General features: G+C 61.5%; 19 protein-coding genes. 10 read left to right on the plus strand and 9 right to left on the minus strand.

What is annotated here, in order from left to right; translation table 11 throughout:
• Nucleotides 1–20: 20 nt before the first annotated feature.
• Entirely contained in the window at nt 21–1,190 is a 1,170-nt protein-coding gene (gene ccsB, locus VMH34_10360; GenBank protein ID HTT09177.1) for a c-type cytochrome biogenesis protein CcsB, read from the plus strand.
• A gap of 19 nt (nt 1,191–1,209) precedes the next feature.
• Nucleotides 1,210–1,902 carry a thiol:disulfide interchange protein DsbA/DsbL gene (locus VMH34_10365; protein HTT09178.1) on the plus strand — a complete coding sequence of 231 codons (693 nt, stop codon included), beginning with the start codon at nt 1,210–1,212 and terminating at the stop codon, nt 1,900–1,902.
• A 13-nt stretch (nt 1,903–1,915) separates the two neighbouring features.
• Here the strand turns inward: VMH34_10365 and gshA are convergent, their stop codons facing one another.
• From gshA to VMH34_10385, 4 genes are all read right to left on the minus strand, one after another.
• Nucleotides 1,916–3,205 (minus strand): glutamate--cysteine ligase, encoded by a 1,290-nt coding sequence (gene gshA / locus VMH34_10370; protein HTT09179.1) that lies wholly within the window; start codon nt 3,203–3,205, stop codon nt 1,916–1,918.
• Nucleotides 3,206–3,390: 185 nt separating this feature from the next.
• Entirely contained in the window at nt 3,391–4,125 is a 735-nt protein-coding gene (locus VMH34_10375; GenBank protein HTT09180.1) for a 16S rRNA (uracil(1498)-N(3))-methyltransferase, read from the minus strand.
• Nucleotides 4,126–4,137: 12 nt separating this feature from the next.
• On the minus strand, nt 4,138–5,484 hold the full coding sequence (locus VMH34_10380; protein ID HTT09181.1) for an adenosylmethionine--8-amino-7-oxononanoate transaminase: 1,347 nt from the start codon (nt 5,482–5,484) through the stop codon (nt 4,138–4,140).
• A gap of 98 nt (nt 5,485–5,582) precedes the next feature.
• Complete coding sequence (locus tag VMH34_10385) at nt 5,583–6,068, minus strand: Rsd/AlgQ family anti-sigma factor (protein HTT09182.1); 486 nt, start codon at nt 6,066–6,068, stop codon at nt 5,583–5,585.
• A 183-nt stretch (nt 6,069–6,251) separates the two neighbouring features.
• On the opposite strand from VMH34_10385, the gene VMH34_10390 reads away from it, so the two are divergent.
• Nucleotides 6,252–7,706: a serine/threonine-protein kinase gene (locus VMH34_10390; GenBank protein ID HTT09183.1), complete on the plus strand. Its 1,455-nt coding sequence runs from the start codon at nt 6,252–6,254 to the stop codon at nt 7,704–7,706.
• A 24-nt stretch (nt 7,707–7,730) separates the two neighbouring features.
• Here VMH34_10390 and VMH34_10395 read toward each other — a convergent pair whose 3' ends face one another.
• On the minus strand, nt 7,731–8,192 hold the full coding sequence (locus tag VMH34_10395) for a DUF4124 domain-containing protein (protein ID HTT09184.1): 462 nt from the start codon (nt 8,190–8,192) through the stop codon (nt 7,731–7,733).
• Between the two features lie 73 nt (nt 8,193–8,265).
• On the opposite strand from VMH34_10395, the gene VMH34_10400 reads away from it, so the two are divergent.
• Nucleotides 8,266–9,942, plus strand: a complete 1,677-nt coding sequence (locus VMH34_10400; protein ID HTT09185.1) for a hypothetical protein — start codon at nt 8,266–8,268, stop codon at nt 9,940–9,942.
• A gap of 110 nt (nt 9,943–10,052) precedes the next feature.
• Here the strand turns inward: VMH34_10400 and VMH34_10405 are convergent, their stop codons facing one another.
• Complete coding sequence (locus VMH34_10405; GenBank protein HTT09186.1) at nt 10,053–11,051, minus strand: magnesium transporter CorA family protein; 999 nt, start codon at nt 11,049–11,051, stop codon at nt 10,053–10,055.
• A 120-nt stretch (nt 11,052–11,171) separates the two neighbouring features.
• Between VMH34_10405 and VMH34_10410 the strand changes: the two genes are divergently transcribed.
• Nucleotides 11,172–11,345: an SEC-C metal-binding domain-containing protein gene (locus VMH34_10410; GenBank protein HTT09187.1), complete on the plus strand. Its 174-nt coding sequence runs from the start codon at nt 11,172–11,174 to the stop codon at nt 11,343–11,345.
• A gap of 19 nt (nt 11,346–11,364) precedes the next feature.
• Here the strand turns inward: VMH34_10410 and VMH34_10415 are convergent, their stop codons facing one another.
• Entirely contained in the window at nt 11,365–13,245 is a 1,881-nt protein-coding gene (locus VMH34_10415) for an MFS transporter (protein ID HTT09188.1), read from the minus strand.
• An 88-nt stretch (nt 13,246–13,333) separates the two neighbouring features.
• Here VMH34_10415 and VMH34_10420 point away from each other — a divergent pair, with 88 nt between their 5' ends.
• Nucleotides 13,334–14,044 (plus strand): pilin, encoded by a 711-nt coding sequence (locus VMH34_10420; GenBank protein ID HTT09189.1) that lies wholly within the window; start codon nt 13,334–13,336, stop codon nt 14,042–14,044.
• Between the two features lie 369 nt (nt 14,045–14,413).
• Here VMH34_10420 and sthA read toward each other — a convergent pair whose 3' ends face one another.
• Nucleotides 14,414–15,808, minus strand: a complete 1,395-nt coding sequence (gene sthA, locus VMH34_10425) for a Si-specific NAD(P)(+) transhydrogenase (protein HTT09190.1) — start codon at nt 15,806–15,808, stop codon at nt 14,414–14,416.
• A gap of 123 nt (nt 15,809–15,931) precedes the next feature.
• Between sthA and VMH34_10430 the strand changes: the two genes are divergently transcribed.
• From VMH34_10430 to VMH34_10440, 3 genes are all read left to right on the plus strand, one after another.
• Nucleotides 15,932–16,885 (plus strand): MoxR family ATPase, encoded by a 954-nt coding sequence (locus VMH34_10430; GenBank protein ID HTT09191.1) that lies wholly within the window; start codon nt 15,932–15,934, stop codon nt 16,883–16,885.
• A gap of 142 nt (nt 16,886–17,027) precedes the next feature.
• Nucleotides 17,028–18,020: a DUF58 domain-containing protein gene (locus tag VMH34_10435; GenBank protein HTT09192.1), complete on the plus strand. Its 993-nt coding sequence runs from the start codon at nt 17,028–17,030 to the stop codon at nt 18,018–18,020.
• Complete coding sequence (locus VMH34_10440) at nt 18,017–19,984, plus strand: DUF3488 and transglutaminase-like domain-containing protein (GenBank protein HTT09193.1); 1,968 nt, start codon at nt 18,017–18,019, stop codon at nt 19,982–19,984. Before VMH34_10435 ends, VMH34_10440 begins: the two co-directional genes overlap by 4 nt.
• Before the next feature lie 5 nt (nt 19,985–19,989).
• Here the strand turns inward: VMH34_10440 and msbA are convergent, their stop codons facing one another.
• Nucleotides 19,990–21,774, minus strand: coding sequence for a lipid A export permease/ATP-binding protein MsbA (gene msbA, locus VMH34_10445; GenBank protein HTT09194.1), 1,785 nt, complete (start codon nt 21,772–21,774; stop codon nt 19,990–19,992).
• A 77-nt stretch (nt 21,775–21,851) separates the two neighbouring features.
• On the opposite strand from msbA, the gene VMH34_10450 reads away from it, so the two are divergent.
• Nucleotides 21,852–22,736, plus strand: a complete 885-nt coding sequence (locus tag VMH34_10450) for a phosphoribulokinase (GenBank protein HTT09195.1) — start codon at nt 21,852–21,854, stop codon at nt 22,734–22,736.
• The last annotated feature ends 162 nt before the right edge of the window (nt 22,737–22,898 follow it).

Here is a 22,898-nt window from a genome sequence, read left to right on the forward strand (position 1 = left end):
ATTTTATTCCGGGAGAATACATGTCAGTCACCCCCTTAGTCATGGAAACATTGCCGGTGGCGGAGACCGGAACTGGCGTGTCTGATCACCGCGGTTATTACGGGTTGTTTGTCACCATCCTGTGGTCCGCGTGCGCATGGACGCTGGCAAACTACGGTCGGGACATGGACGGCTATGAGATTACCATTCTTCTCGGCGTGACAGCGGTATTGACCTGGCTCACGCGTCATTACGCACCGTTGCGCACCCTGTTGCTGGCGGTGGCCGCCGCCAGCGGCGCCGCGGTCATACTCTACCAGCACGATTTGACACACGCCGAAACGCGCCCCGCCTTGAAGTATTTTCTCTCCAGTGCCGCGGCCACGATGTGGATGTGCGTGCTGTTCGGCATGGCCACGCTGACCTATGCTTTGCACTGGCTGCGGCGTTCGCCGTTTGTCGGTCAGATGGCCACCGGCCTGGCCTGGAGCGCTGCCGGGGCGGGACTGACCGCGATGATGGTGCGCTGGCGCGAGTCGTATCTGATCGCCGCCGACATCGGTCACATCCCCATCAGCAACCTCTATGAGGTCTTCGTGCTCTTCTGCCTCGTCACCGCGCTGGTTTATCTGTACTACGAGCGCGAGTACCAAACCCGCAGCCTCGGCGTGTTTGTGATGACCATCATCTCGGCGGCGATCGGATTTCTGTTGTGGTATACCTCTGCACGCGGCGCGGATGTCATCCAACCGCTGGTGCCCGCGTTGAACAGCTATTGGATGAAGATCCATGTGCCGGCCAATTTCATCGGTTATGGTTGTTTTTCCATCGCCGCCATGATCAGTGTGGCGTATCTGCTGCGTGAGCGGGGCGGGGCGTTCTTCGCCGCGCGCCTGCCACCGGCCGCGATCCTCGACGAATTGCTCTACAAGATTATTGCGCTGGGCTTCGCCTTTTTCACGCTGGCGACCATCCTGGGCGCGTTGTGGGCGGCGGAGGCGTGGGGTGGCTACTGGTCGTGGGACCCGAAGGAGACCTGGGCCTTGATCGTCTGGCTGAATTACGCCGCCTGGCTGCACCTGCGCATCGCGCGCGGTTGGGAAGGGCGGGTGATGGCGTGGTGGGCGTTGGTCGGACTCGTGGTGACAACCTTTGCTTTTTTGGGGGTCAACATGTTCTTATCCGGATTGCATTCGTATGGTCAACTTTAATTACATGAAAGGTATTGCAATGAAACTGTCGTTCGCCGTTTTGTCCGCACTGCTCCTGGCATGGCTGGTGGATACGCAACTACTATCCGCAAAAGAGGCCGGAGAAACGCCGATCCACGAAACCATCACGCTCACGCAGGGCGGGAATTACCGGGTAATCGCGGCGCCCCAGCCCACCCAGACCGGCGACAAGATCGAGGTGTTGGAGATCTTCTGGTACGGCTGCCCGCATTGCTATGCCTTCGAGCCCTATATCAATCAGTGGCTGAAGACCAAGCCCGCCGATGTGGAATTCCGCCGCCTGCCCGCCGTGTTCGGCGACAAGTGGGCGCCGGGCGCCCGCGTTTACTACACCGCGCAGACCCTCCATGTGCTCGACAAGGTGCATCCGGCGTTTTTCCACGCCTTGCACGAAGAACATCACAAATTCGAAAGCGCCGACGACTACGCCCCCTTGTTCGTACAGGCGGGCGTGAACGAGGATGATTTCTCCAAGGTCTTCAATTCCAGCGAGACGCTGGAGAAGGTGAAGCAGGCAGCGTTGCAGGGGCAGGCCTACGGCATCGAAGGCGTGCCCAGCGTGATCGTCAACGGCAAGTATCTCACCGCCGGCGCCATGGCGGGCAGTTACGAGGCGATGATCCAGGTCATCAATGGTCTGATTGATCTGTCGCGTCACGAGAAGGCCGCGACGGCGTCCACGGCTAAATGACGCCAATACCCGTCTAGGAGATCATCTCGCGCCCCGCGGCCACCAGCGCCAGCCGCGCCACCACGCCGTAGGCGTAAAAACGGTTGGGTTGCGCATCCGGCCCCAGCCTTCGATCCGGAGAGATGCAACAATCGGCAAAGGCCAGCGGCTCGAAACGCATGCCGGGCGCGTTGAGATTCTCCGTCACCGATCGTTCCTTATGTACGCGGTAAAAACCGCCGACCACGTGCCGATCGATCAGATAGACGACCGGTTCGGCCACCGCCGGCGGCTCGCCCCACGTCTCATGCGTGTAAACGCCCTCCTGGATGATCACGTTGCGAATGGCCTGCCCCTCCTTGGTGGTGGACATGCGCGTCCGCTGCTTGCGGTTCAGACTCATCACCTCCTCCGGGCCATGCACGGTCATGACGCCCATGCCATAAGTGCCGGCGTCGGCCTTGACAATGATGAACGGTTTGGCGGTGATGCCATAACGATCGTAACGCTGCTGGATCTCCGCCAGTAACTCGGTGGTGCGGCGTTGCAGGCAGTTCATGCCACTGCCGTCCATGAAGTTGACCTCGCCGCAGTTTTTGAACAGCGGTTCTATCAGCCACGGATCAAGATTAATCTTTCGACCAAACTCCTGCGCCACGGCGGAATAATGCGTGAAGTGCCGGGATTTCAGCCGCGTTGACCAGCCCATGGCCAGCGGCGGGGCCACCGGTTGGGCGAGATTCTCCAGCAGTGCCGGCCGGCCGCCGGACAAGTCATTGTTCAATAAGATCAAGTCCGGCACGAAATCGCCCGCGCGCAATTGATCTCCGGCACGGGTGAGAGGCTCCAGCGTCAGGACCTTTCCGGAGGGCAGTTCGATGTTCTGTGGCGCCGCCAGATCGGGCAGCAGCGACCCCACCCGCACTTCGAAACCCGCCTTTTCGATCAGGGAACGCAAAATGGCCACATTCTCCAGATAAAACAGATTGCGGGTATGACTCTCCGGCACGATGAGGATGCGGCTGGCCTGGGAATGGACGCGCTCGACCGCCGCCTGCATCGCCTGTATGCACAGCGAAAGAAACGCCGGATTGAGATTGTTGAAACCCGCGGGAAACAAGTTGGTGTCCACCGGCGCAATCTTGTAACCGGCGTTGCGCAGATCCACCGATGTGTAGAACGGCGGCGGCGACTGACGCCATTGCTGGCGGAACCAGGTCTCGATGGCTGCCTGGTGGTCGAGCAAATGCTGCTCGACATGCGCCAGCGGACCGCTCTGCGCGGTGGTCAAATGAGGTACGGCGGTGGGAGAATGCAATGACATGGGCGGATTGTACACCAGCTTATGTGACCGGAACCCGGGGACTCTCTGAATGAATCGAAGTTCAGCGGCGCAGGGAGGCACTGCCATTTTCAATGACCTGACGGACATTGAAAATGAAGGAAAGCAAAAATCGCATTTTCTTCTTTCCGTGCTCTGAGAAGTCCAGGATGGGCTTATTCGGAGCTTCAGCGATAATCGCCCCACAGGGCTTGAATGGCGGCCAGCGCCGCGAGCGAGGCGGTTTCCGTGCGCAGGATGCGCGGACCCAGACGCACCGGCCGATAGCCGCGGGCCCCGGCGAGCGCGACCTCCGTCTCGCTCATGCCGCCCTCGGGGCCGATCATGACCGTGAGGCCGCCGTGCGCCGGGATGTCCATTTGGGCGAGAGATTGTGCCGCCTCCGGACGCAGCACGATGCCGGCGCCCGCGACCGGCAGCGCCAGCCATTCATTCATATGACGCACAGGCCGCAATTCCGGCAGATGATTGCGGCCGCACTGTTCGCAGGCGTGAATCACGATCTTCCGCCAGTGCGCGCGGCGTTTTTCCGCCTGCGCCGCATCCAGCCTGACCACGGTGCGTTCCATGATGACGGGCACGATGGTGCCGACGCCGAGCTCAACCGCCTTCTGCAGGGTGAAATCCATGCGCTCTCCGCGTGAGATGCCTTGCACGAGGGTGATCGGCAGCGCGGATTCCCGCGTCACTTCGGCGCAGGTCTCCACGGCCACCGTGGCGCGCCGCGCGCCCAGGTCCAGCAGTCTGCCCCGGCATTCCAGGCCCATTCCGTTGAACAGGCAAACCTCTTGTCCAACACGCGCGCGCAGTACGCGCGACAAATGGTGGGAGGCAACGTCATCCAGCGTGACACTGGTGCCGGTGGTGAACGGCTTGTCGACATATAAGCGGGGAACGCGCACGGCGGGACACCCTCAGTCACGGGTGGCGACGTCAACGCCATCCGCGGCGACTTCCGCCAGGAAGCGAATTTCCTCGGGCGTGATGACGTATGGCGGCATGAAATAAACGACGTCACCCAGCGGCCGCAGCAGGGCGCCGCGTTCGAGGGCGTGCCGGTAGACGCGCCGTCCGCGTCGCTCCTGCCACGGATAGGACTCGCGCGCAGACTTGTCCCGCACCATCTCCACGGCGGTGATCATGCCGCACTGGCGCACCTCCGCGACATGCGGATGATCGGCAAGCGGTGAAAGCGCGTAGTGCATCACCTCCGCGAGGCCGCGATTGTGTTCAATGACCGGCTCCTCCTCGAAGATGTCCAGCGTGGTCAGCGCCGCGCGGCAGGCCAGCGGATTGCCGGTATAGCTGTGGGAATGGAGGAACGCCTTGAGCGTAGCATGGTCATCATAGAAGGCCTGATAAACATCCGCCGTCGTCAGCACCGCCGACAGGGGCAGATACCCGCCCGTGAGCCCCTTGCCCAGGCACAGGAAGTCCGGCGCAATTTCCGCCTGCTCGCAGGCGAACAGGGTGCCGGTGCGCCCGAAGCCGACGGCGATTTCATCGGCGATCAAATGCACGTGATGGCGGTTGCAAAGTTCGCGCAGCAGGCTGAGATACACGGGATGGTACATGCGCATGTGGCCGGCGCACTGCACCAGCGGCTCGACAATCACGGCGCAGACGGATTCGGCGTGTTCGGCCAGCAGCGCCGCCATCGGTTCCAGCTGGCGCTTGGAATGTTCCTGCCAGGATTCGCCCGGCGCGCGGTGGTAGCAATCCGGCGACGGTGCCGTCAGCACCGGCATGAGGAGCGGCGCGTAGGTCTCGCGATAAAGCGGCACGCCGCCCACGGCGAGCGCACCCAGCGTCTCGCCATGATAGCCATTTTCGAGACGGATGAACCGGCATTTTTTTGACCGGCCCTGATTGCGCCAGTAGTGGAAGCTCATCTTCAGCGCGATTTCAACGGCGGCTGAGCCGTTGTCGGCGTAGAAGCAGCGCGTCAGACCCGGCGGCGCCAGCGCCGTCAGCCGCTCGGCCAGTTCTATCGCCGGAGCATGCGTGAAACCAGCGAGCAGGACGTGCTCCAATTGCTGAAGTTGATCCTGGATGGCGGCATTGATGCGGGGGTGGGCGTGGCCGAAGAGATTGACCCACCATGAGCTGATGGCGTCGAGATAGCGGCGACCGTCGCAATCCTCGAGCCACACACCCCGGCCGCGGCGGATGGGGATCGGCGGCAGCGCCTCATGATCCTTCATCTGCGTGCAGGGGTGCCACAGCACGGCCCGATCGCGCAGCTGCCATTGCTTCGAGATTGATGTTTCGGTCGTCGGCACGGAATCTCCGCCGTGGTATGGGATCATCAAAATCTTTGCGAGTGATTGCGGAGCGATGGCTTCCGCTTGGAGGGGATTCAGCCGTCGAGACGGCTGGCGTGATCGCGCAGAATCTGCCCGCCCAACATGGCGGTGATGATCCGATCTTCCAGTTCGACGCGGGTGGCCAGTTGCTCGCCCAGCATCGACAGGTCTTCGGCCAGTTTGTCGAGCAGATGAAAGTTCCATTCGCCGCCGTAGCGATCGTTGAACTCCATGGCCGCATCGGTGGTTTTGGCGATGCGCTCATACACCTGGCGCGCGGCTTGCGCCACCGCCTGCCGGCGCTCCCTGCCCGTGACGATGCGATGGTAGAGATTGAAATGGCCCGCCGCGACATAATCAACCAGCATTTGGGTGAAATCCTGCAGGGCCTCATGCACCGGCTTGTCGACAGTGAACGGTTTCAATTCCAGCACTTCGCACATGGACACCAGCACCCCTCGTCGCTGCGTCAGCAGTCGATCGATGTGGCGGCGCGAACCTTGGCGGCGCCACGTCTGGCTTTGAGAAGGATCAGTCATGAACGACGTTCTGATTTTCCCGGCATTGTAACACCCCGATTCCGGCCGACAATCCACCCGGATTACGGTGGATCCGCCTCCAACTCTGATCCAAACGTCGTCCCGACCTTGCAAGGCCTTTGGACTGGAATGTTTCCAAGGCATCGGTCAAACTGAACATTCGCGGCTATAATTTTTCAAGTCATGAATATCCCGGGTTACAACATCCTCAAGCCCATCGGCATTGGTGGCATGGCCACGGCCTATCTGGCCGTGCAAACCTCGCTGCAGCGGCAGGTCGTACTCAAGGTTCTGCACAGTACCGAAGCCACCACTGAGGAAAGTGTCGAGCGTTTTATCAAGGAGGGACGCATCCTGGCGTCTCTAAATCACCCCAACATCATCACCATACACGACATCGGCATGGCGGATAAGCTTGTCTATTTGTCGATGGAGTTCGTCGAAGGCGGCGATCTCAAGGAACGCATCAGCAAGGGCGCGCTGCCCCCGGCCGAGGCCCTGTCCATCGTCAAGGGGATCGCCGCCGGTCTTTACGCCGCGCATAAAAACGGCGTCATCCATCGCGACGTGAAACCGGCAAACATCCTGTTCCACAAGGACGGCACGCCGCTGCTGACCGACTTTGGTATCGCCAAAAAAATGACCGCCAACGTCGATGAATTGACCCGCACCGGCACTTTCCTCGGCAGTCCGAATTACATGGCGCCGGAACAAGCCGAGGCCGGCCCCATCGACGGACGCGCCGATATCTATGCGCTGGGGGTCATCTTCTACGAGATGCTGACCGGTCGCAAACCCTATCAGTCGCCGTCGGTGATCAACGTCATCGTGCAGCACAAACAGGCGCCGATCCCCAAACTGCCGCCGGCCCTGCAGGGTTATCAGCCCTTGCTGGATTTGATGATGGCAAAGGATCGGCGCGATCGTTTTCGTGACGCGGAAAGCCTGCTGCATTTCATAGACAAATTCGAGCATGATCTGCGCACCCCCGCCGGCGCCGAGCCAGCGCCGGGGCGTGCCATCGGGCGTGCGCGTTCATATTCCCCGGGGCAGGGGGTGACGGGCCGCTGGCGTATTTCTGTTTTTTTGACCATCGGGTTCATTCTTTCCTCGCTGGCCTACGGCATTGTTTTTTATTATGCCCAGACGCTGAAAATTGTGCATGATTCCGGGGATCAACAACCGCCAAAATCCGTGATGCAGCAGGACGAGCTGGCGAATGCCGCCGTCATCCCCAAGCCGGCGATACAAAGTCAAATCTTGCCGCCAGTCGACGTGCGTACGGCGTTGATCTGGCTGGCGGAAAAAAGCCTGGAGGAATACCGCCTGACCTCGCCGCCCCAGAACAACGCCTATTATTATTATTCCCGTCTACTGCAGATGGAGCCGGACAGCGAACAGGCGAAGGCGGGGTTCCAGAAAATCGCCGCGCGTTTCGCCCTGCTGGCGGAACGGGAAATCGCCCGCGGTCACGACGATGAAGCCCAGCGTTATCTGCACATAGGCCTGCAGCTCGATCCGCAGAATCCCCAATTGCGGCAATTGGGCGCGCTGTCCACGACGCCCGCGCGCAAGGGGTTGTGGCAGAGTATTACGAAGTATTTCCAGAATTCACAGGCAGCGGCGGAGAAGAAATAATCCGCGCCTTGCTTGTCCCGCGCGTTACGGGGAGGGGGGCGTCGGCGCGGGGAGGGACAGGTCGGAGGAGTGCGTTTGATCCCAGCGTTCCAGCGCCTGCTTTAGTTTGTTCATCACCTCTGGTGACACATTCTGAGGCATGGGAGTATCCGCCGCGGGCGCCGTGGCGGCGGCGGCCGCGTCGTCTGCAACCGGCGCCACGGGTGTGGTGGTGTCTCCGGCCGCATCCGGTGTCGGGGTCACTGGCGCGGCATTTTTGAACGCCTGCTTGCGCAGCGCCTGGCGTGTCCCGGCGCCGACGGTGATCCGGGTGTCGTCGATGATCTGGCCGTTTTCAAACACGAATATCCGCGGTCCCGTCGCTCCGGTGCGATACCATGCCGGGGGCGTACCCGACATGTGCGTGCGCCCGCTGTGCGGATCGACCCACTGATACATACGCGCCCATGCGGCACTGCCCATCCACAATGCCAGCAGGCAAGCCAAGCAGACTCTCCACATGAATTTTAGTATAACACCGCATGGCTCCATATTCCGGCGGCCGGGAAGTGAAGCGGTCATGAAGACGGACATGAATGAATTGATTGCCGACCTGCGCGCGGGCGCAAATCTGGAAGCCCGTGCCGCGGATTTGTCCGCAATCCCCGATCAGGAACGATCAACGTGGATGCCATCGCTGCTTGAATTGCTGGAACGCGTGGATGCCGCCGACCGGCGCATCGGTTTTTTCGCGCTCCAGCACTGCTGGTCGGCAATTGCCCGCGAGGCGGTCATCCGCCATCTGGGCAGCGACGATCCGGGGAGCCGGCGGATGGCGGCCATCGTGCTGGAGCACGGCGAGGGACGCGCCTTTCTTGCGCAGGCCGCGTCACGCTGGCTGGATGATCCTGAGCCGGCGCGGGCCGGCGAGGCACTGGCACTGGTCGACAGCATGTATCCCGACGTGGAGCGCCTGCGCCGAGCCGTGGAGCAACCGGCACTGCGCCCCTATCTGCGGTGCAATCTCTCGCGTTACGGCGATCCATCGCTGGCGGCGGCCATGCTCGCCTGTCTGAACGACGGCGATACGGAAGTCGCGCGCGCGGGATTGGCCGCCCTGATCCAGCAGATTGATCCCCCGTCCGCCGTGCGTGCGTGCTGTCGGGAACTGTTGCGCCATCCCCGGCCGGAGGCGCGCGAACTGGCCGCCGAATATTTCTGCTGGCATGGCGGCGGCGATGATTGCGCGGCGTTGCAGGCGGCGCTGCCGGCGGAGACGGATCGCCATGCCGCTGCCGGCCTGGAATCCAGCCTGCGGGCGATCAAGCGGCGCTCCACCGCAACCGTGCAGCGGCAAGCATTGCGGCGGCACCTGCTTGCCACGCAGCGCTTTGAACCGCGCTGGTGCTATCAGGGACGTTCGCCGGGCACGGATTTCCTGCGCGGGCGGCAGGCGCGTTTCGATCTGCTGGCAGCGTACTACGGGCTGCCCCACCGTTCCGTGCAGGCCACCCGCCGCGATGCGGGCGCAAATGTTCCCCACCTGTACAGTGCGCCGCTCGTTGCGCCCATTCGCCAGTACCCCGGCGCACCCGACGACAGTTTCGGCGTGGATACGGACAAGGCCAACCGCACCTATACCGAACTCGTGCATGTGGGCGAGGATGTCGGCTGGGACGGGGAGGCGCAAACCGTGGTGGCGATCGCCGATGGCCTCATACGCGAGATCGGCTGGATCGAGTCCTGGGGCAACATTGCGGTGGTTGAGCACCACCTCGCGGGCATCGCCAGCGACAAATTGCGCCGCCAGCTTGGTTTGTTCGCGCCCACCGTGCGTGAATCCATTCACCTGGCGGATGGGAGTTTTCTTTGTTGCAGCGTATATGCGCATCTGGGTCCGGGCATATGGCGGCTGCCGGGCGCGTTCATCGAGGCGGGGGAAAAAATCGGCGTCATCGGCCGTCCCTATATGTGGGAGAACGGGGGCTATCGCGCGCACCTGCATTTTGCCACACACCTCGGCCCCTACTGGCAGACGCCGCGTACAGGCGCCCGGATCGATTTGCGTTTCGAAGGGCGGCGTTACGAGGGCATTGTCCGCAAGGCCGACCGGCGGCAGATTGCCGCCACCATAGAAGTCGGGGGCCGGACGAAGGAGGTGGTGCGCAACACGCACTGGCTGTGCGGTTACGTTTCACCCGGCCACTTCGAATCGGGCACCCATGGCTGGTTCAATCCACGCCTGCTGTTTTCTTAGTTCTGAATAAGTCCATCATGGACTTTTCAGAATCGGGAAACAAAAAAGTGTGATTTTTGTTTCCCTCCACCGGAGAAACTTTACCCAATCCCACGGGCGTACACCAACAATTACAGCAGCTTGTGGTGGCGCATCAACCACACCAGCACGCCGACGATGCTTCCAGCCACCATCCAAAAGAAGAGGTAACCATACCGCCAGTGCAATTCCGGGAAGGTTTCGAAATTCATACCGTAGACGCCGCACAGGAAGGTCAGCGGCAGGAACAGGGCGCTCAACAGTGTCAGCCGGCCCATGATGCGGTTGGTCCGGTGGCTGACCATGGACATGTGCAGGTTCAACGACTGCGTCAGGATGTCGCGATCCACCATCACGTCCTGCATCACATGATCGATGACGCTGACCATGTTGGCCAGCGCGGCCCGCGTAGCCTCGCTCAGGAATATCGAACGGCGCGTGGAGAGTTCGGTGAGCACCCCGCGCGCGGGCGCCAGTACGGCGCGAAAGTGCAGCAGGTTGGCGCCGATGGCGGCCACCCGCTTGAACACCGCCTCGTCATCGTCGGCAAAAAGCTGGCGCTGCAGGTCGCGCACGCCCGACTCCAGCCGCTCCTGCACGCTGACGTAATGCTCCACGAGATGATCCCACAATTCGTAAATGAGAAAACTCGGACTTTGCGCAAAACGCACGAAGTCGGAAGCGTATTCCTGGCGCACCATGTTCATGAAGGCGCGCGGGCCGTCATGCAGGGTGAGAAGATAGTTCTGCGTCATCACCACATGCACGGGCTCGGGCGTCAACGTCCCATCCGCGCCGATCTGGCAGTCGGCGACGACCAGATGCAGCGATTCCTCCTGCCGCGAGAGGAAGGTGTTTGCCTCGGCGTTGAATAACCCGTCGATCATGCCATTGCCGGGGACCTCGAGGTCGGTCAGTATCCGCCTCGCGTCCGCGGCGTCGACATACTCGATGTCCAGCCACACGAACGCGCCGGAAGCCATCGCGGCACGTACCTCGCCGGTGGTCAGTGAGGCGACCTGCTTGGCGGTGAAGTCAAAGCGAACCGCGTTGAAGCGTGCTGCGGATTTCTCGGCCATGCCCATGCTCATCTATTCCATATTTTTTATGAAGGCAGGCTACGCCGCGGCGTATGACGGGTCAATGAGGGTGTGCACCGGACGCCGAAGGGTTATGATGGGCTCGAAATTCACTTCGCCGGCACGGTGACCATGCCCGAACCAAAAAAACCGGCAACGCACGAGCACGGCCCCCATTGCCGGCACGATCATGACACGCCGGCGCGGAATCCATGGCGGGACGTGGGGCGCAATGATCCCTGCCCCTGCGGCAGCGGCAGGAAATTCAAAAAGTGCCACGCCCTGGCCACCCCTGAACCGGACTAGGGGCTGAGTTTCGCCGGCCCTAAGGATTGGGGGACGCATCGCCGTCACCGTAAAGGCGGTTCAACTCCTCCCTCACATTGGCCGGGGTGATCTCCCCCTGTGGCAATGGCGTCGTGATCGCCAATTCAAGCGGTCGTGTCAGGCCGCGCCAGACGCGTTTGAGCGCGGGGCTGTGCTCGCGGCTGAACAAGGTTCCCCATGCCCCGCGCAGGGTCAGCACCAGCACCGGCCGGCGGCGGCTCGATAACAGGGGATTCAATCCTTCCACGAAGGGTGGCACACGACCGTCAGATGAAGGCTCCGGCGCCGGGAACACACATACGAGGTGACCGGCGCGCATTAATTTTTCAACTTCTCTCCGCCAGCGACCGCGCTTGATCACGGCCCCCATTCGCCGCAACAGAAATCCGAAGAAGGGTCGCCGCAATTCCCGTTCGGTGATTACGAAATGGATCGGCCGATGGCTCCCGGCGGCGATCATCAGGGCATCGATGTAGGTGACACGATTGGCGATCAACAACGCGCCTCCCGTCTCCGGCAGGTGCTCGTCGCCGCGCACGCGCAAGTGATAAAGGCTGTGGACCAGCAGCCAGATCAGGAAACGGACGAAGTATTCCGGCACCAGGGCGCAAATGAAAATCGCGACAATGATATTGACCAGGGCGGTCGTCAGCAGCACCTGGGGAATATCCAGACCCAGCTTGAAAAGTCCTATCGAGAACCCCGCCGAGCAGACCATCAGGAAGGCGTTCAGGATGTTGTTGGCGGCGATGACGCGCGAAGTATGCGTGCGCTCGCTGCGGGTTTGAATCACGGCATACAGCGGTACGATGTAAAAGCCGCCGAACAATCCGATGCCGGCAAGATCGGCGAGCAGGCGCGCGGTCCCCGTGCTGCGCAGGAAATCCGCCATCGTCATGGCCGTTCCCAGCGGCGCATAGCCGCGGCAGGCGAGATAGAAATCCACGCCGAACAGCGTGAGGCCGAGGGAGCCGAAAGGCACCAGCCCCATTTCGACCTTGTGCCCGGACAGCCGTTCACACAGCAGCGAACCCACGCCCACGCCGATGGAAAACACGGTCAAGAGCACCACCACGACGGACTCATCTCCATGCAGCACGCCCTTGGCGAGATCGGGGAACAGCGACAAAAACACCAGGCCATAAAACCAGAACCAGGAGATCCCCAGCAGGGACAGAAACACCGTGCGATTCCCGCGCGCGAAGCGCAGGCTGCGCCAGGTTTCCGTGATCGGATTGAAATTGACGCGCAGCGCGGGATCGGCAGGCGGCGACGGAGGAACTTGGCGGGCGGCGGCGTAACCGGCCGCCGCCACCGCCAGGGTGCCGGCGGCGACCAGCCAGTGGCCGTGCAGGCGATCGGCGATCAACAGGCCGCCCGCGATCTCGCCCAGCAGGATGGCGACGTTGGTGCCCATCTCCACCAGTCCGTTGCCGCCGACGATCTCTGCCTCATCAAGGTGCTGCGGCAGGAAGGAATACTTCACCGGGCCGAACAGCGTCGAGTGCAAGCCCATGAGAAACAGCGCCATCACCAGCGGCGCGGCGCTGTGCAGGCCGAAACCCAGTGCCCCCAGGCTCATGATGACGATCTCGAACAGCTTGATCGCGCGCATCATCACCGCCTTGTCGAACTTATCCGCCAATTGTCCGGCCGTCGCCGAAAACAGAAAGAACGGCAAAATGAACAGCGCGCCGCAAAAAGCGTTGAAATCGCGCGACTCCATGCCCAACGGACGAACGGTCTGATAGGTCAGCATCAGTACCAGCGCGATCTTGAAAAAGTTGTCGTTGAAGGCCCCCAGAAACTGTGTGATGAAAAAGGGCAGAAACCGCCGTTCACGCAACAGGGCGAATTGGTTGTTGTTTTTTTTCATCATGGTTGAGATAACCTTTTCAGTCCATTCTAATGGCAGCCGGCGGTACACACTAAAGCAGTCTGAACCGATGCCCGCATTCCTTCACTTCATGAGCCCCGTCATCGCCTACGCCATACTGGTATTGGGCGGGGCATGGCTGGGCGATCGCCTCATTGGATTGATTGTGCCGGACGATCCGTGTCATGACCCGCTGATGATCATCACGGTGGCCTATTTCAGCATCATATTTCTGACCGGGATGTTTTATCTTGTGGGACTGACGTTGAAGATCACGCGGCCTAACCGGCGGCACATCCTGCCGCGGCGGACGGGTACGCATCTGATTGGCTGCGCGGCACTGGGTTTTTCGGCGCTGACGCCATTCATTGTCCTGCACGGCCCGCACAGCGGCGTCGTCTATGGTGAACGGGTGGCGGTCACCGAGGCCCTAGAGCGCACGGTTATGCTTCAGCAGGCATTGTCGGCGTTCTGGCGCCAGCATGGGCACTTCCCCGCCAATGAGAAAGAATTACCCGCCCTGCCGGATCAGTCCGCTTCCAGCGTGGCCCGCCGCATAGCGTTCAACGCGTTCGGCGACATCACCGTGGAATTCGCCAGCCGGCGCTACACGCATCTTGACGGCCAGACATTGGTATTACGCCCGCAGCTGCAAAACGGTCTCCCGGTATGGGATTGCCAAGGCGGCAGCCTCTCGGACCTGCAGCGGCCCGCAGCGTGCCGGCGGAGTTCGGTTTGTGAGAATCTGCTGCTTTCACTTGAGCCCGATACTGTGGCTGTCGGGCGGGATGGAGGGCCGTAGTGTGGTTAGTGGAAACCGCGCCAGTGGTTTCTTATAACCTTAATCAATGGGATTAATCTCGATACATACTGGAACTACCAGCGCAAATTATATTTATAATTAATTGTTATATAAGAATTATTTACTAATTTGCCTTTCAATACCGTATGTCTGGCACGGCTTCTGCTTCATAAAAGACAGTAGTTTTAAATACTCACATAAACGACTTTGGAGGTTAACATGACTTGGGAAACCCCTGCTTTCAGCGATGTACGCTTCGGCTTCGAAGTGACCATGTACATCAGCAACCGTTAATTTAACGGTTCAAGTAATACGACGAAGGGGCCTGATGGCCCCTTTGTTTTTGTCCTCAAATCAACCCCGCGGATTCTAAGCGGGGAAGTTGTTCCAGGCGTCCAGCGCCGCGACTTTGTAGGCCTCCGCCAGCGTCGGATAGTTGAAGACGGTGTTGACGAAGTAATCGAGCGTGCCGCCGTGGGCGAGCACCGCCTGACCGATGTGGATGAGTTCGGTGGCGCCCTCACCGACAATGTGCGCGCCGAGCAACTTGCGGTCGTCGATGGCGAAGATGAGCTTGAGCAGGCCCTCCCGCAAGCCCAGAATCTGGCCGCGTGAAGTCTCGCGGAAGCGTGCAATGCCGATCTCGTGCTTGATCCCCTGTTTGACCACCTCCTCCTCGGTCTTGCCGATCACGCTCATTTCCGGCACGGCGTAGATGCCGAAAGGAAACACCTCGCCATACTGCGGCGGCGCCAGCTGTGCGCCGAAGGCATGGCAGGCCGCATGCCGCCCTTGCTCCATCGAGGTGGAGGCTAGGCTGGGGAAACCGATCACGTCGCCGGCGGCGTAAATATGCGGAACGGAAGTGCGGTAGTGCTCGTCCACGGTGAGCCGTCCGCGCTTATCGATGGCGAGCCCGGCGCTTTCAATCTTGAGTTGTTGGGTCGCGCCTTCGCGACCGGCCGCGAATAGCACCATCTCGCTGCGCACCTGCTTGCCGCTCGCCAGGTGCAGCCGTACGCGACCGTTGCCGAGATCCTCGATCGATTCCACCTTGTCGCCGAGGCGGATGTTGACGCCGCGATCACGAAGATTATGGATGAACTCGTCGGTGATCTCGCGATCGAGGAAATCCAGCATTAACGGCCGCCCGTCGATCAGCGTGACCTCAATGTCAAGTGCGCTGAAGATGGAGGCGTACTCGACTCCAATCACGCCCGCGCCTACGATCGCCATGCTACGGGGCAGGTTTTTCATGAGCATGATGTCATCGCTGTCGATGATGCTGGTGCCGTTGAAGGAGATGTTCGGCGGATGCGACGGCATGGTGCCGCAGGCGATGAGGATGTGCTCGCCGTAGTATTCCTGGAGACTGCCGTCGACGTGCTCGACGCGCAGTACGTGTGGATCCTTGAACTGGGCACTTCCCACCAGGGTGGTTACACCGTTGCGCCCCAGCTTGTGCTGCAAGACCTCGATCTCATGACGGATGGTGATGTCGAGCCGCTGCATGAGGTCTTCGGCGGTGATGCGTTGCTTGACACGGTAACTCCGCCCGTAAAACCCACGCTGTCGCCAGCCGGATAAATAGAGCACCGCCTCCCGGAGGGTCTTGCTGGGGATGGTGCCCACGTGGAGGCAGGCGCCGCCGATGGCCAGGTTTTTTTCGACGACGGCAACGTTCTTGCCAAGCTTGGCGGCCTGGATGGCGGCCCTCTGGCCGGCCGGACCGCTGCCGATGGTGATAAAGTCGAATTTATCCATGGGCACCCCTGTTTGTTCTTGTATTCATGCAATTTAACAACAACACCCTCGCGAGTACAGAACCGGTCGGCTATGCTTACGGTCATAAGCGTATTGAATAACAATCAACGGTAAAGGATCAGCATGTCGGTGCCATTGCAACCCGTGAAAACCATACACCCGGACGACCGCGCCGCCTTCGAGGCGGTGGTGGCCGCCGCGTCGCAGGTCATCGTCGGCAAGGATCACGAACTTAAATTGTCATTGGCCTGTCTGCTGGCGCGGGGCCATTTGTTGATAGAAGACATGCCCGGCGTGGGCAAGACCACGCTGGCCCATGTGCTGGCCAGGACGCTGGGCTTGAGCTTCCAGCGCATCCAGTTCACCAGCGACTTGTTGCCGGCGGATGTGATTGGCGTGTCTGTCTACCAGAAAGAGACCGGCCACTTCAGCTTTCATCCCGGGCCGTTGTTTGCGCAGCTCATTCTTGCCGATGAAGTCAACCGTGCCACGCCGCGCACGCAGAGCGCCCTGCTGGAGGCGATGGAGGAACACCAGGTCACCGTGGACGGCAAAAGCCATGCCCTGCCGCAGCCGTTTTTCGTGGTGGCCACACAGAACCCTTTTCATCAGATTGGCACCTTTCCGCTGCCGGAGTCGCAACTGGATCGTTTCCTCATGCGCATCGAACTGGGCTACCCCGACAACCACGCCGAGCGCATATTGCTCAAGGGCCGCGACCGCCGCGAATTGCTGGAGTCTCTGAACCCGGTACTCGGCCCCAAGCGGTTGCTGGAATTGCAGCAGCGGCTGGACGAGGTGCACGTCAGCGATGCCTTGATCGACTACCTGCAGGACCTGCTCGATTTCAGCCGCCGGGCGCCCGCGTTCGCCGCCGGACTCTCGCCGCGCGCGGGCATCGGACTGCGGCGCAGCGCGCAGGCCTGGGCACTGCTGTCCGGGCGCATGCATGTCCTGCCTGAAGATGTGCAGACGGTGTTAACGCCCGTGGTCGGTCATCGTTTGCGCGGCAGCGACCGGGAGAGCGCGCCGGCGGTTGTGGCTGAGCAGTTGCTGCGGGCGGTGCCCATTCCTTGATGCAAAATCCGTCCATGGTTTTTTGCATCTCGCTTCGCTGCGGTACACGCCCGCGGCTCGCCCCGTGAATCAAATATCAAACTGCTTGATTCATGGCATGTCTCTTCCATGGGACGCGTGCGGCTTTCAGAATTTCTAACTCATGCGCGCGCTGTCAGATTTCTGGGAGCGGATGCCGGGCAGTCCGGCCACGGATGCCGCCATCGAACCGCTGACGCTGGATCGCAAGCACGTCTACATCTTTCCCAATCGTGCCGGCCGCACCTATATGGTGATGCTGGGCGTGGTGCTGATCGGCGCCATCAATTACAACAACAGCCTGGGCTACGGGTTTACCTTTCTGTTCGCCAGTCTGTACGTGGTGGCGCTGCTGCACACCTATCGGAATCTGGCGGGCCTGCGTTATGGCGGCGGGCGGTGCGCGCCGGTCTACACCGGTGACATCGCCTCCTTCAATCTGAACCTCGACAACCGCGGCCAGTCCGCTCGTTACGCCATTGCCCTCAAGCCGGCGCCCGACGCCCAACGCTGGTACACGGAGGACGAACAGACGTCGTCCATGGTGCAACTCGATGTGTCTGCCGATGACATCAAGGCGGCGCGGATTGATGTCCGGGCCACTCGGCGCGGCTGGCTCACCCTCCGGCGGGTGGAAATCCAGACGCGTTTCCCGCTGGGACTTTTCACCGCCTGGTCCTACTGGCGGCCGCCGTTGCGTGTTTTGGTTTACCCGCGGCCGGCCGGTCCGCTGGCGCTGCCCGGTAGTGCCGAGAAGTCGGATAATGATGAGGGCGGACGTCAGCCGGGGACTGACGATTTTGCCGGATTCCGCGATTATCGTCCGGGCGATTCACCGCGCCATATCGCCTGGAAGGCGCTGGCGCGTGAACAGGGACTGCATGTGAAACGCTTTGCCGGCGGCCAGACGGATGAAATCATCCTGAAACTGGCCGATGCGGCCCTGCTGCCCGATCTTGAACAGCGACTGTCGCAGCTGTGCAAATGGGTGCTGATGGCCGAGGCGGCGGGTTTGAGCTATGGATTGGAGTTGCCGGGCAAGTCCATTCTGCCGGGGCAGGGCGCTGCTCAGCGCGAGCAATGCCTGCGGGCCCTGGCCCTGTTTGGATTGCCGTGAAGTCCCGCCCGTCGCCTGCAACGCCGCTGTCGCTGAATCAAATCGGCTGGCTGGTGGCGGCGTTATCCTTTGTCGTCCTGCCGCATGTGCAGCGTCAGCCCTTGTGGGTCATCGTCGGTTTCCTCGCCCTCATCGGCTGGCGGATTCTGGGGCTGCTGGGGCGTCTTCCGCTGCCCGATGCCCGTCACCCGCGGCTGGTGCTGCTGAATCAGGCGCTGGCCGTGTTGATATTCGTGCTGGTGTACGGCAGTTATGATCGTACGCTCGGTCGCGATGCCGGCGTCTCGCTCCTCATCATGCTGCTGGCCTTGAAGGTGCTGGAGATGCAAAAGGCGCGGGAGTATTACCTGGTGACGCTGCTGGGCTACTTTCTGATCGTCACACACTTCTTCTACTCGCAAACCTTGACGCTCGCCATCTATCTGCTGGGCGGCGTGATATTGCTGACCGCCTGCCTGATTGGCTTTCAGGATATCCGCCAGGCATTGCCGCCCGTGAGGCGCCTGTTGCTGGCGGGCCAGCTCCTGGCAAGCGCGCTGCCGCTCATGGTGATGATGTTCCTGCTGTTTCCACGGGCGTCAGGGCCGTTATGGGGTCTGCCCAAGGATGCGCACGCCGGGTTGTCGGGATTGAGCGAGGAAATGTCACCCGGGCAGATATCGCAGCTGGGTTTGAATGACAGCGCCGCCTTCCGCGTCGAGTTCAAGGGACCGTTGCCGGCGCCAAACGAACTCTACTGGCGTGGACCCGTGCTGGTGCGCAGCAACGGGCAGACCTGGAGCCGCGGAATCACCGGCGATTTCGCGCCACCGCCCATCCAGGGGCAGGGGGCACGTTATGAATACACCATCACGCTTGAGCCGCACAATCACCGCTGGCTGTTCGTACTGGAACAACCCTCGACACTGCCCGCAGGCAGCCGGCTGACGCGCGATCTGCGGGTGGTGGTGCCGAATCCCGTGGTGCAGCGGTTGCGCTACACCGCACAGTCCTATCTGCGCAGCACGGTCACCGATTTTAATTCCCGTGAGGTCGCCGAGGCGCTGGAACTGCCACGTGGTTTTCATCCGCGCGCCATTGATCTGGCGCGGCAGTGGCGCAAGCAGTCGCAGACCGCGATCGAGGTCGTCCGTCGCGCGCTGGAGTATTTCCGCAGCGAACCGTTTTATTACAGCCTGACGCCGCCGGAACTTACGGGCGACAGCGTCGATGAGTTTTTATTCGACACGCGGAAGGGATTCTGCGAACACTACGCCGCGGCCTTCACCATACTCATGCGCGCCGCCGGCATACCGGCGCGGGTGGTTACCGGTTATCAGGGCGGCGAATACAACTCGATCGGCGGATACCTGGTCGTTCGCCAGCGCGATGCGCACGCCTGGAGCGAGGTGTGGCTGGGTGATCGCGGCTGGGTGCGCGTGGACCCCACGGCGGCGGTGGCGCCGAATCGCATCGATCGCGGCATCGATCAGGCCCTGCCTGAGCCGTTGCTTGACATGCCCTTTGCGCTGGAATCCAACAAAATATTGAAACAGTTTCATGACATCTGGGACACGGTGAATAACCGTTGGAATCAGTGGATACTGGGCTACAACGCGCGGCGGCAGGCCGAGCTCGTGTCCCATTTCGGTTTCGAGCCCAATCTGGGCAATCTGGCGCTCACTTTTGTCGCGGCGACCACCGTGCTCGCGTTCGGTACCGCATTATGGCTGTTACGCCGGCGGATGCGGCCGGATCCGGCGCGGGCGGCCTACGATCGCTTCTGCGCCAAGCTGGCGCGCCGGGGCGTTCGGCGTGCCCGTCACGAGGGGCCGCTGGATTATGCCCGCCGCGCGGTACGGGCGCGGCCACTGCAGGCGGATCCGATCCTGAACATCTCGGGTTTGTACATGCAGGTGCGTTATGCGGGTGAGCAGCGCGCATTACGCAACCTGCAACAAGCCGTCCGCCATTTCCGCGTTTGAGCGGGTCAGCGATTCACCACGGCGCCGGTTTGATCGCCGTTTGCCGGCTGCAGGGTTTCGATGGCCTGCATCTGATGCAGACGCGCATAGACTCCGCCTCGCCTGAGCAACGCCGCATGAGTGCCGGCTTCCACAACACAACCCTCGCTCAATACCACGATGCGATCGGCATTCTCAATCGTCGACAGCCGGTGGGCGATGATGAGGCAGGTACGGCCCCTGCGCAAAGTTTCCAGCGCCTCCTGGATGTGGCGTTCGGAGGCGGTGTCCAGCGCCGAGGTGGCCTCATCCAGGATCAGAATCGGCGCGTCCTTCAAGAGCGCGCGGGCGATGGCCAGCCGCTGGCGCTGCCCGCCGGACAATCGCATGCCATTCTCGCCGATGAGGGTGTCGAGTCCCTGCGGCAGCGGGCGTACGAACTCCATGACCCTCGCCGCCTCCGCAGCGCGCACGATGGTTTGTTCGCCGGTGCCGCGCAGCACACCATAGGCGATGTTGTTGCGGATGGTGTCGTTGAACAGCACCACGTCCTGACTGACCAGCGCGATCTGGGCGCGCAGCGAGGCCAGCGTGAATTCGCGTACATCCACGCCGTCGATGCATACGGTCCCCTGTTGCGGCAGGTAAAAGCGCGGCAGCAGGGCCGCCAGCGTGGTCTTGCCGCTGCCGGAGGCCCCGACGATGGCAACGGTTTCCCCGGGCGCGATGATCAGGGTGACGTCACGCAGCGCGGACTCGAGCGTATCATCATAGGCAAAGCTCACGTGTTCGTAACGGATTTCACCGCGCGGTCGTTCCAGCGTCCTTGATCCGTGATCGGGCTCGGGGGATTCGTCCATGAGCGCGAAGATGCTCTCGGACGCCGCCAGTCCGCGTTGCAGGCTCTCGTTGACGCCCACCACCCGGCGCACCGGCGCCTGCAGCAGGGTCATGGCGGTGAAGAAGGACACGAACTCGCCCGTGCTCATGAGCTTGGAGGCCGACAGCAGCATGGCGGCGTATACCATCACGGCAATGCCGCAGGAGATGATGAACAAAACCACCGGCTCGTTGGCCGCCGCGGCCATGACCACCTTCATGCCGTATTTGCGCGCGGCGTTACCGGCCTGCTGAAAACGGTTGATCTCGTAATCCTGGCCGCCATAGACGCGGATGATCTTGTGTGCCTTGATGGTTTCTTCGGCGACATGGGCAATGTCGCCCATGGAGCGCTGCACCCGCCGGCTCATCTCGCGCAATCGCAGACTGATGCGCCGCACGACGTAGGCGATGAGCGGCCCCAGCAACGCCACCACGAGCGTCAGCCGCCAGTGGATGTACGTCATGTAGGCCAGCAGCGCGGCGATGGACAGGCTGTCCTTGACGCCGACCATCAACACGCGGGTCACGGATTGCTGCACCTGAGCCACATCATAGGTCAGCCGCGACAGCAGTTCGCCGGCGCGGCTGCCGTCATAGAAGCGGGCGGGCAGCCGCACCAGATTGTGGAACATGTCATCGCGCAAATCGGTCATCACCCTCAGCGCCACCCAGTTGAGGGAAACCGTGCTGACGTAGTTGAGTGCGCCGCGCACCACGAACAGGATCACAATCAACACCGGGAACAGGTAGGCGCGGCCCGACGGCTTGGTCAGGAAGCTGCCATCCAGGAATGGCTTCAGCAACGCCGGCAGCACCGGATCGGTGGCGGCATAGATCACCATGGAGCCGAGGCAGGCCGCAAACACGCGCCAGTGCGGTCGTACGTAATTGAGCAGCCGTGCATAGAGCTGCTTCGGGGAGGAGGTCATGCTGTCAGGGGCTCTTGGATCGCATCGGGCGAAATTCGATTATCCTATACCCCGCCCCGGTTAAGAAACGGTATCCCATGTCCAAGATCCATCCCATCATCGCCGTGACCGGCTCCTCGGGCGCCGGCACCACCAGCATCAAGGCCGCGACCGAACACATCTTCCGCCGTGAGGGCCTGAATGCCGCCATCGTCGAGGGTGACAGCTTTCACCGCCATGACCGCGCCGCCATGCAGCAGATGGTCGAGGCGGCGCGCCGCGAGGGCCGCCGCCCGGTGACCCATTTCGGGCCGGAGGGGAATCTGTTTGAAGAGCTGGAGGCCCTGTTCAGAGAGTACGGCGAATCGGGCCGCGGCCGGCATCGTCACTACGTCCATACCGAGGAGGAGGCCCGCCGTTATCAGCACCCGCCCGGAACCTTCACTGATTGGAAGCCCCTGCCTCCCGGCACCGATTTATTGTTCTACGAGGGATTGCACGGTGGTCTGATCGCCGAGCCGATCAACATCGCCCGCCATGTGGACCTGCTGATCGGCGTGGTACCCATCATCAATCTTGAGTGGATACAGAAGATCCACCGCGACCGTGCTGTGCGCGGTTATTCAGCAGAAGCGGCCACGGCGGCCATCTTAAGCCGCATGCACGATTACGTGCACTATATCGTGCCGCAATTCTCGCGCACCGACGTGAATTTCCAGCGCGTCCCGATGGTGGACACCTCCAATCCTTTCGTGGCCAGCGAGATCCCCAGCAACGACGAGAGCCTGGTGGTGATCCACATCGCCAACCGGCGCAAGTTGCAGCCGGATTTCCGTTATCTGCTGGAAGTGCTCACCGGTTCGTTGATGTCGCGGCCTGATACACTGGTGGTGCCGGCCGGAAAGAAAACCTTCGCCATGGAATTGATTCTGGGGCCGGTCATCGGGCGCCTGCTGTGCGATACCGGTCGGGGGACGCATTAAGCCCTGAACGAGTCCATCCCGGACTTCTCAGGGCATGGCCGGCAAAAAATGCAATTTTGCCGCCCCCGATTTTCAATGGCGGATCGTCAGTGAAATCGGCGGTAGAGCCCTTCGCACAATGGCGCTCCTCCCTGTACCGCAGAACTCTCCAAGTATTTCGAG

The organism is Gammaproteobacteria bacterium, assembly GCA_035501935.1.
In the GTDB taxonomy this organism is placed as follows: Bacteria; Pseudomonadota; Gammaproteobacteria; order JAJPIJ01; family JAJPIJ01; genus JAJPIJ01.

Bases quoted from the DNA above. Each gene is read 5' to 3' on its own strand.
- ccsB (HTT09177.1), top strand. From the start codon at position 21: ATGTCAGTCACCCCCTTAGTCATGGAAACATTGCCGGTGGCGGAGACC.
- VMH34_10365 (HTT09178.1), top strand. From the start codon at position 1,210: ATGAAACTGTCGTTCGCCGTTTTGTCCGCACTGCTCCTGGCATGGCTG.
- gshA (HTT09179.1), bottom strand. From the start codon at position 3,205: ATGTCATTGCATTCTCCCACCGCCGTACCTCATTTGACCACCGCGCAG.
- VMH34_10385 (HTT09182.1), bottom strand. From the start codon at position 6,068: ATGACTGATCCTTCTCAAAGCCAGACGTGGCGCCGCCAAGGTTCGCGC.
- VMH34_10390 (HTT09183.1), top strand. From the start codon at position 6,252: ATGAATATCCCGGGTTACAACATCCTCAAGCCCATCGGCATTGGTGGC.
- VMH34_10400 (HTT09185.1), top strand. From the start codon at position 8,266: ATGAAGACGGACATGAATGAATTGATTGCCGACCTGCGCGCGGGCGCA.
- VMH34_10405 (HTT09186.1), bottom strand. From the start codon at position 11,051: ATGAGCATGGGCATGGCCGAGAAATCCGCAGCACGCTTCAACGCGGTT.
- VMH34_10410 (HTT09187.1), top strand. From the start codon at position 11,172: ATGCCCGAACCAAAAAAACCGGCAACGCACGAGCACGGCCCCCATTGC.
- VMH34_10415 (HTT09188.1), bottom strand. From the start codon at position 13,245: ATGATGAAAAAAAACAACAACCAATTCGCCCTGTTGCGTGAACGGCGG.
- VMH34_10420 (HTT09189.1), top strand. From the start codon at position 13,334: ATGAGCCCCGTCATCGCCTACGCCATACTGGTATTGGGCGGGGCATGG.
- sthA (HTT09190.1), bottom strand. From the start codon at position 15,808: ATGGATAAATTCGACTTTATCACCATCGGCAGCGGTCCGGCCGGCCAG.
- VMH34_10430 (HTT09191.1), top strand. From the start codon at position 15,932: ATGTCGGTGCCATTGCAACCCGTGAAAACCATACACCCGGACGACCGC.
- VMH34_10435 (HTT09192.1), top strand. From the start codon at position 17,028: ATGCGCGCGCTGTCAGATTTCTGGGAGCGGATGCCGGGCAGTCCGGCC.
- msbA (HTT09194.1), bottom strand. From the start codon at position 21,774: ATGACCTCCTCCCCGAAGCAGCTCTATGCACGGCTGCTCAATTACGTA.
- VMH34_10450 (HTT09195.1), top strand. From the start codon at position 21,852: ATGTCCAAGATCCATCCCATCATCGCCGTGACCGGCTCCTCGGGCGCC.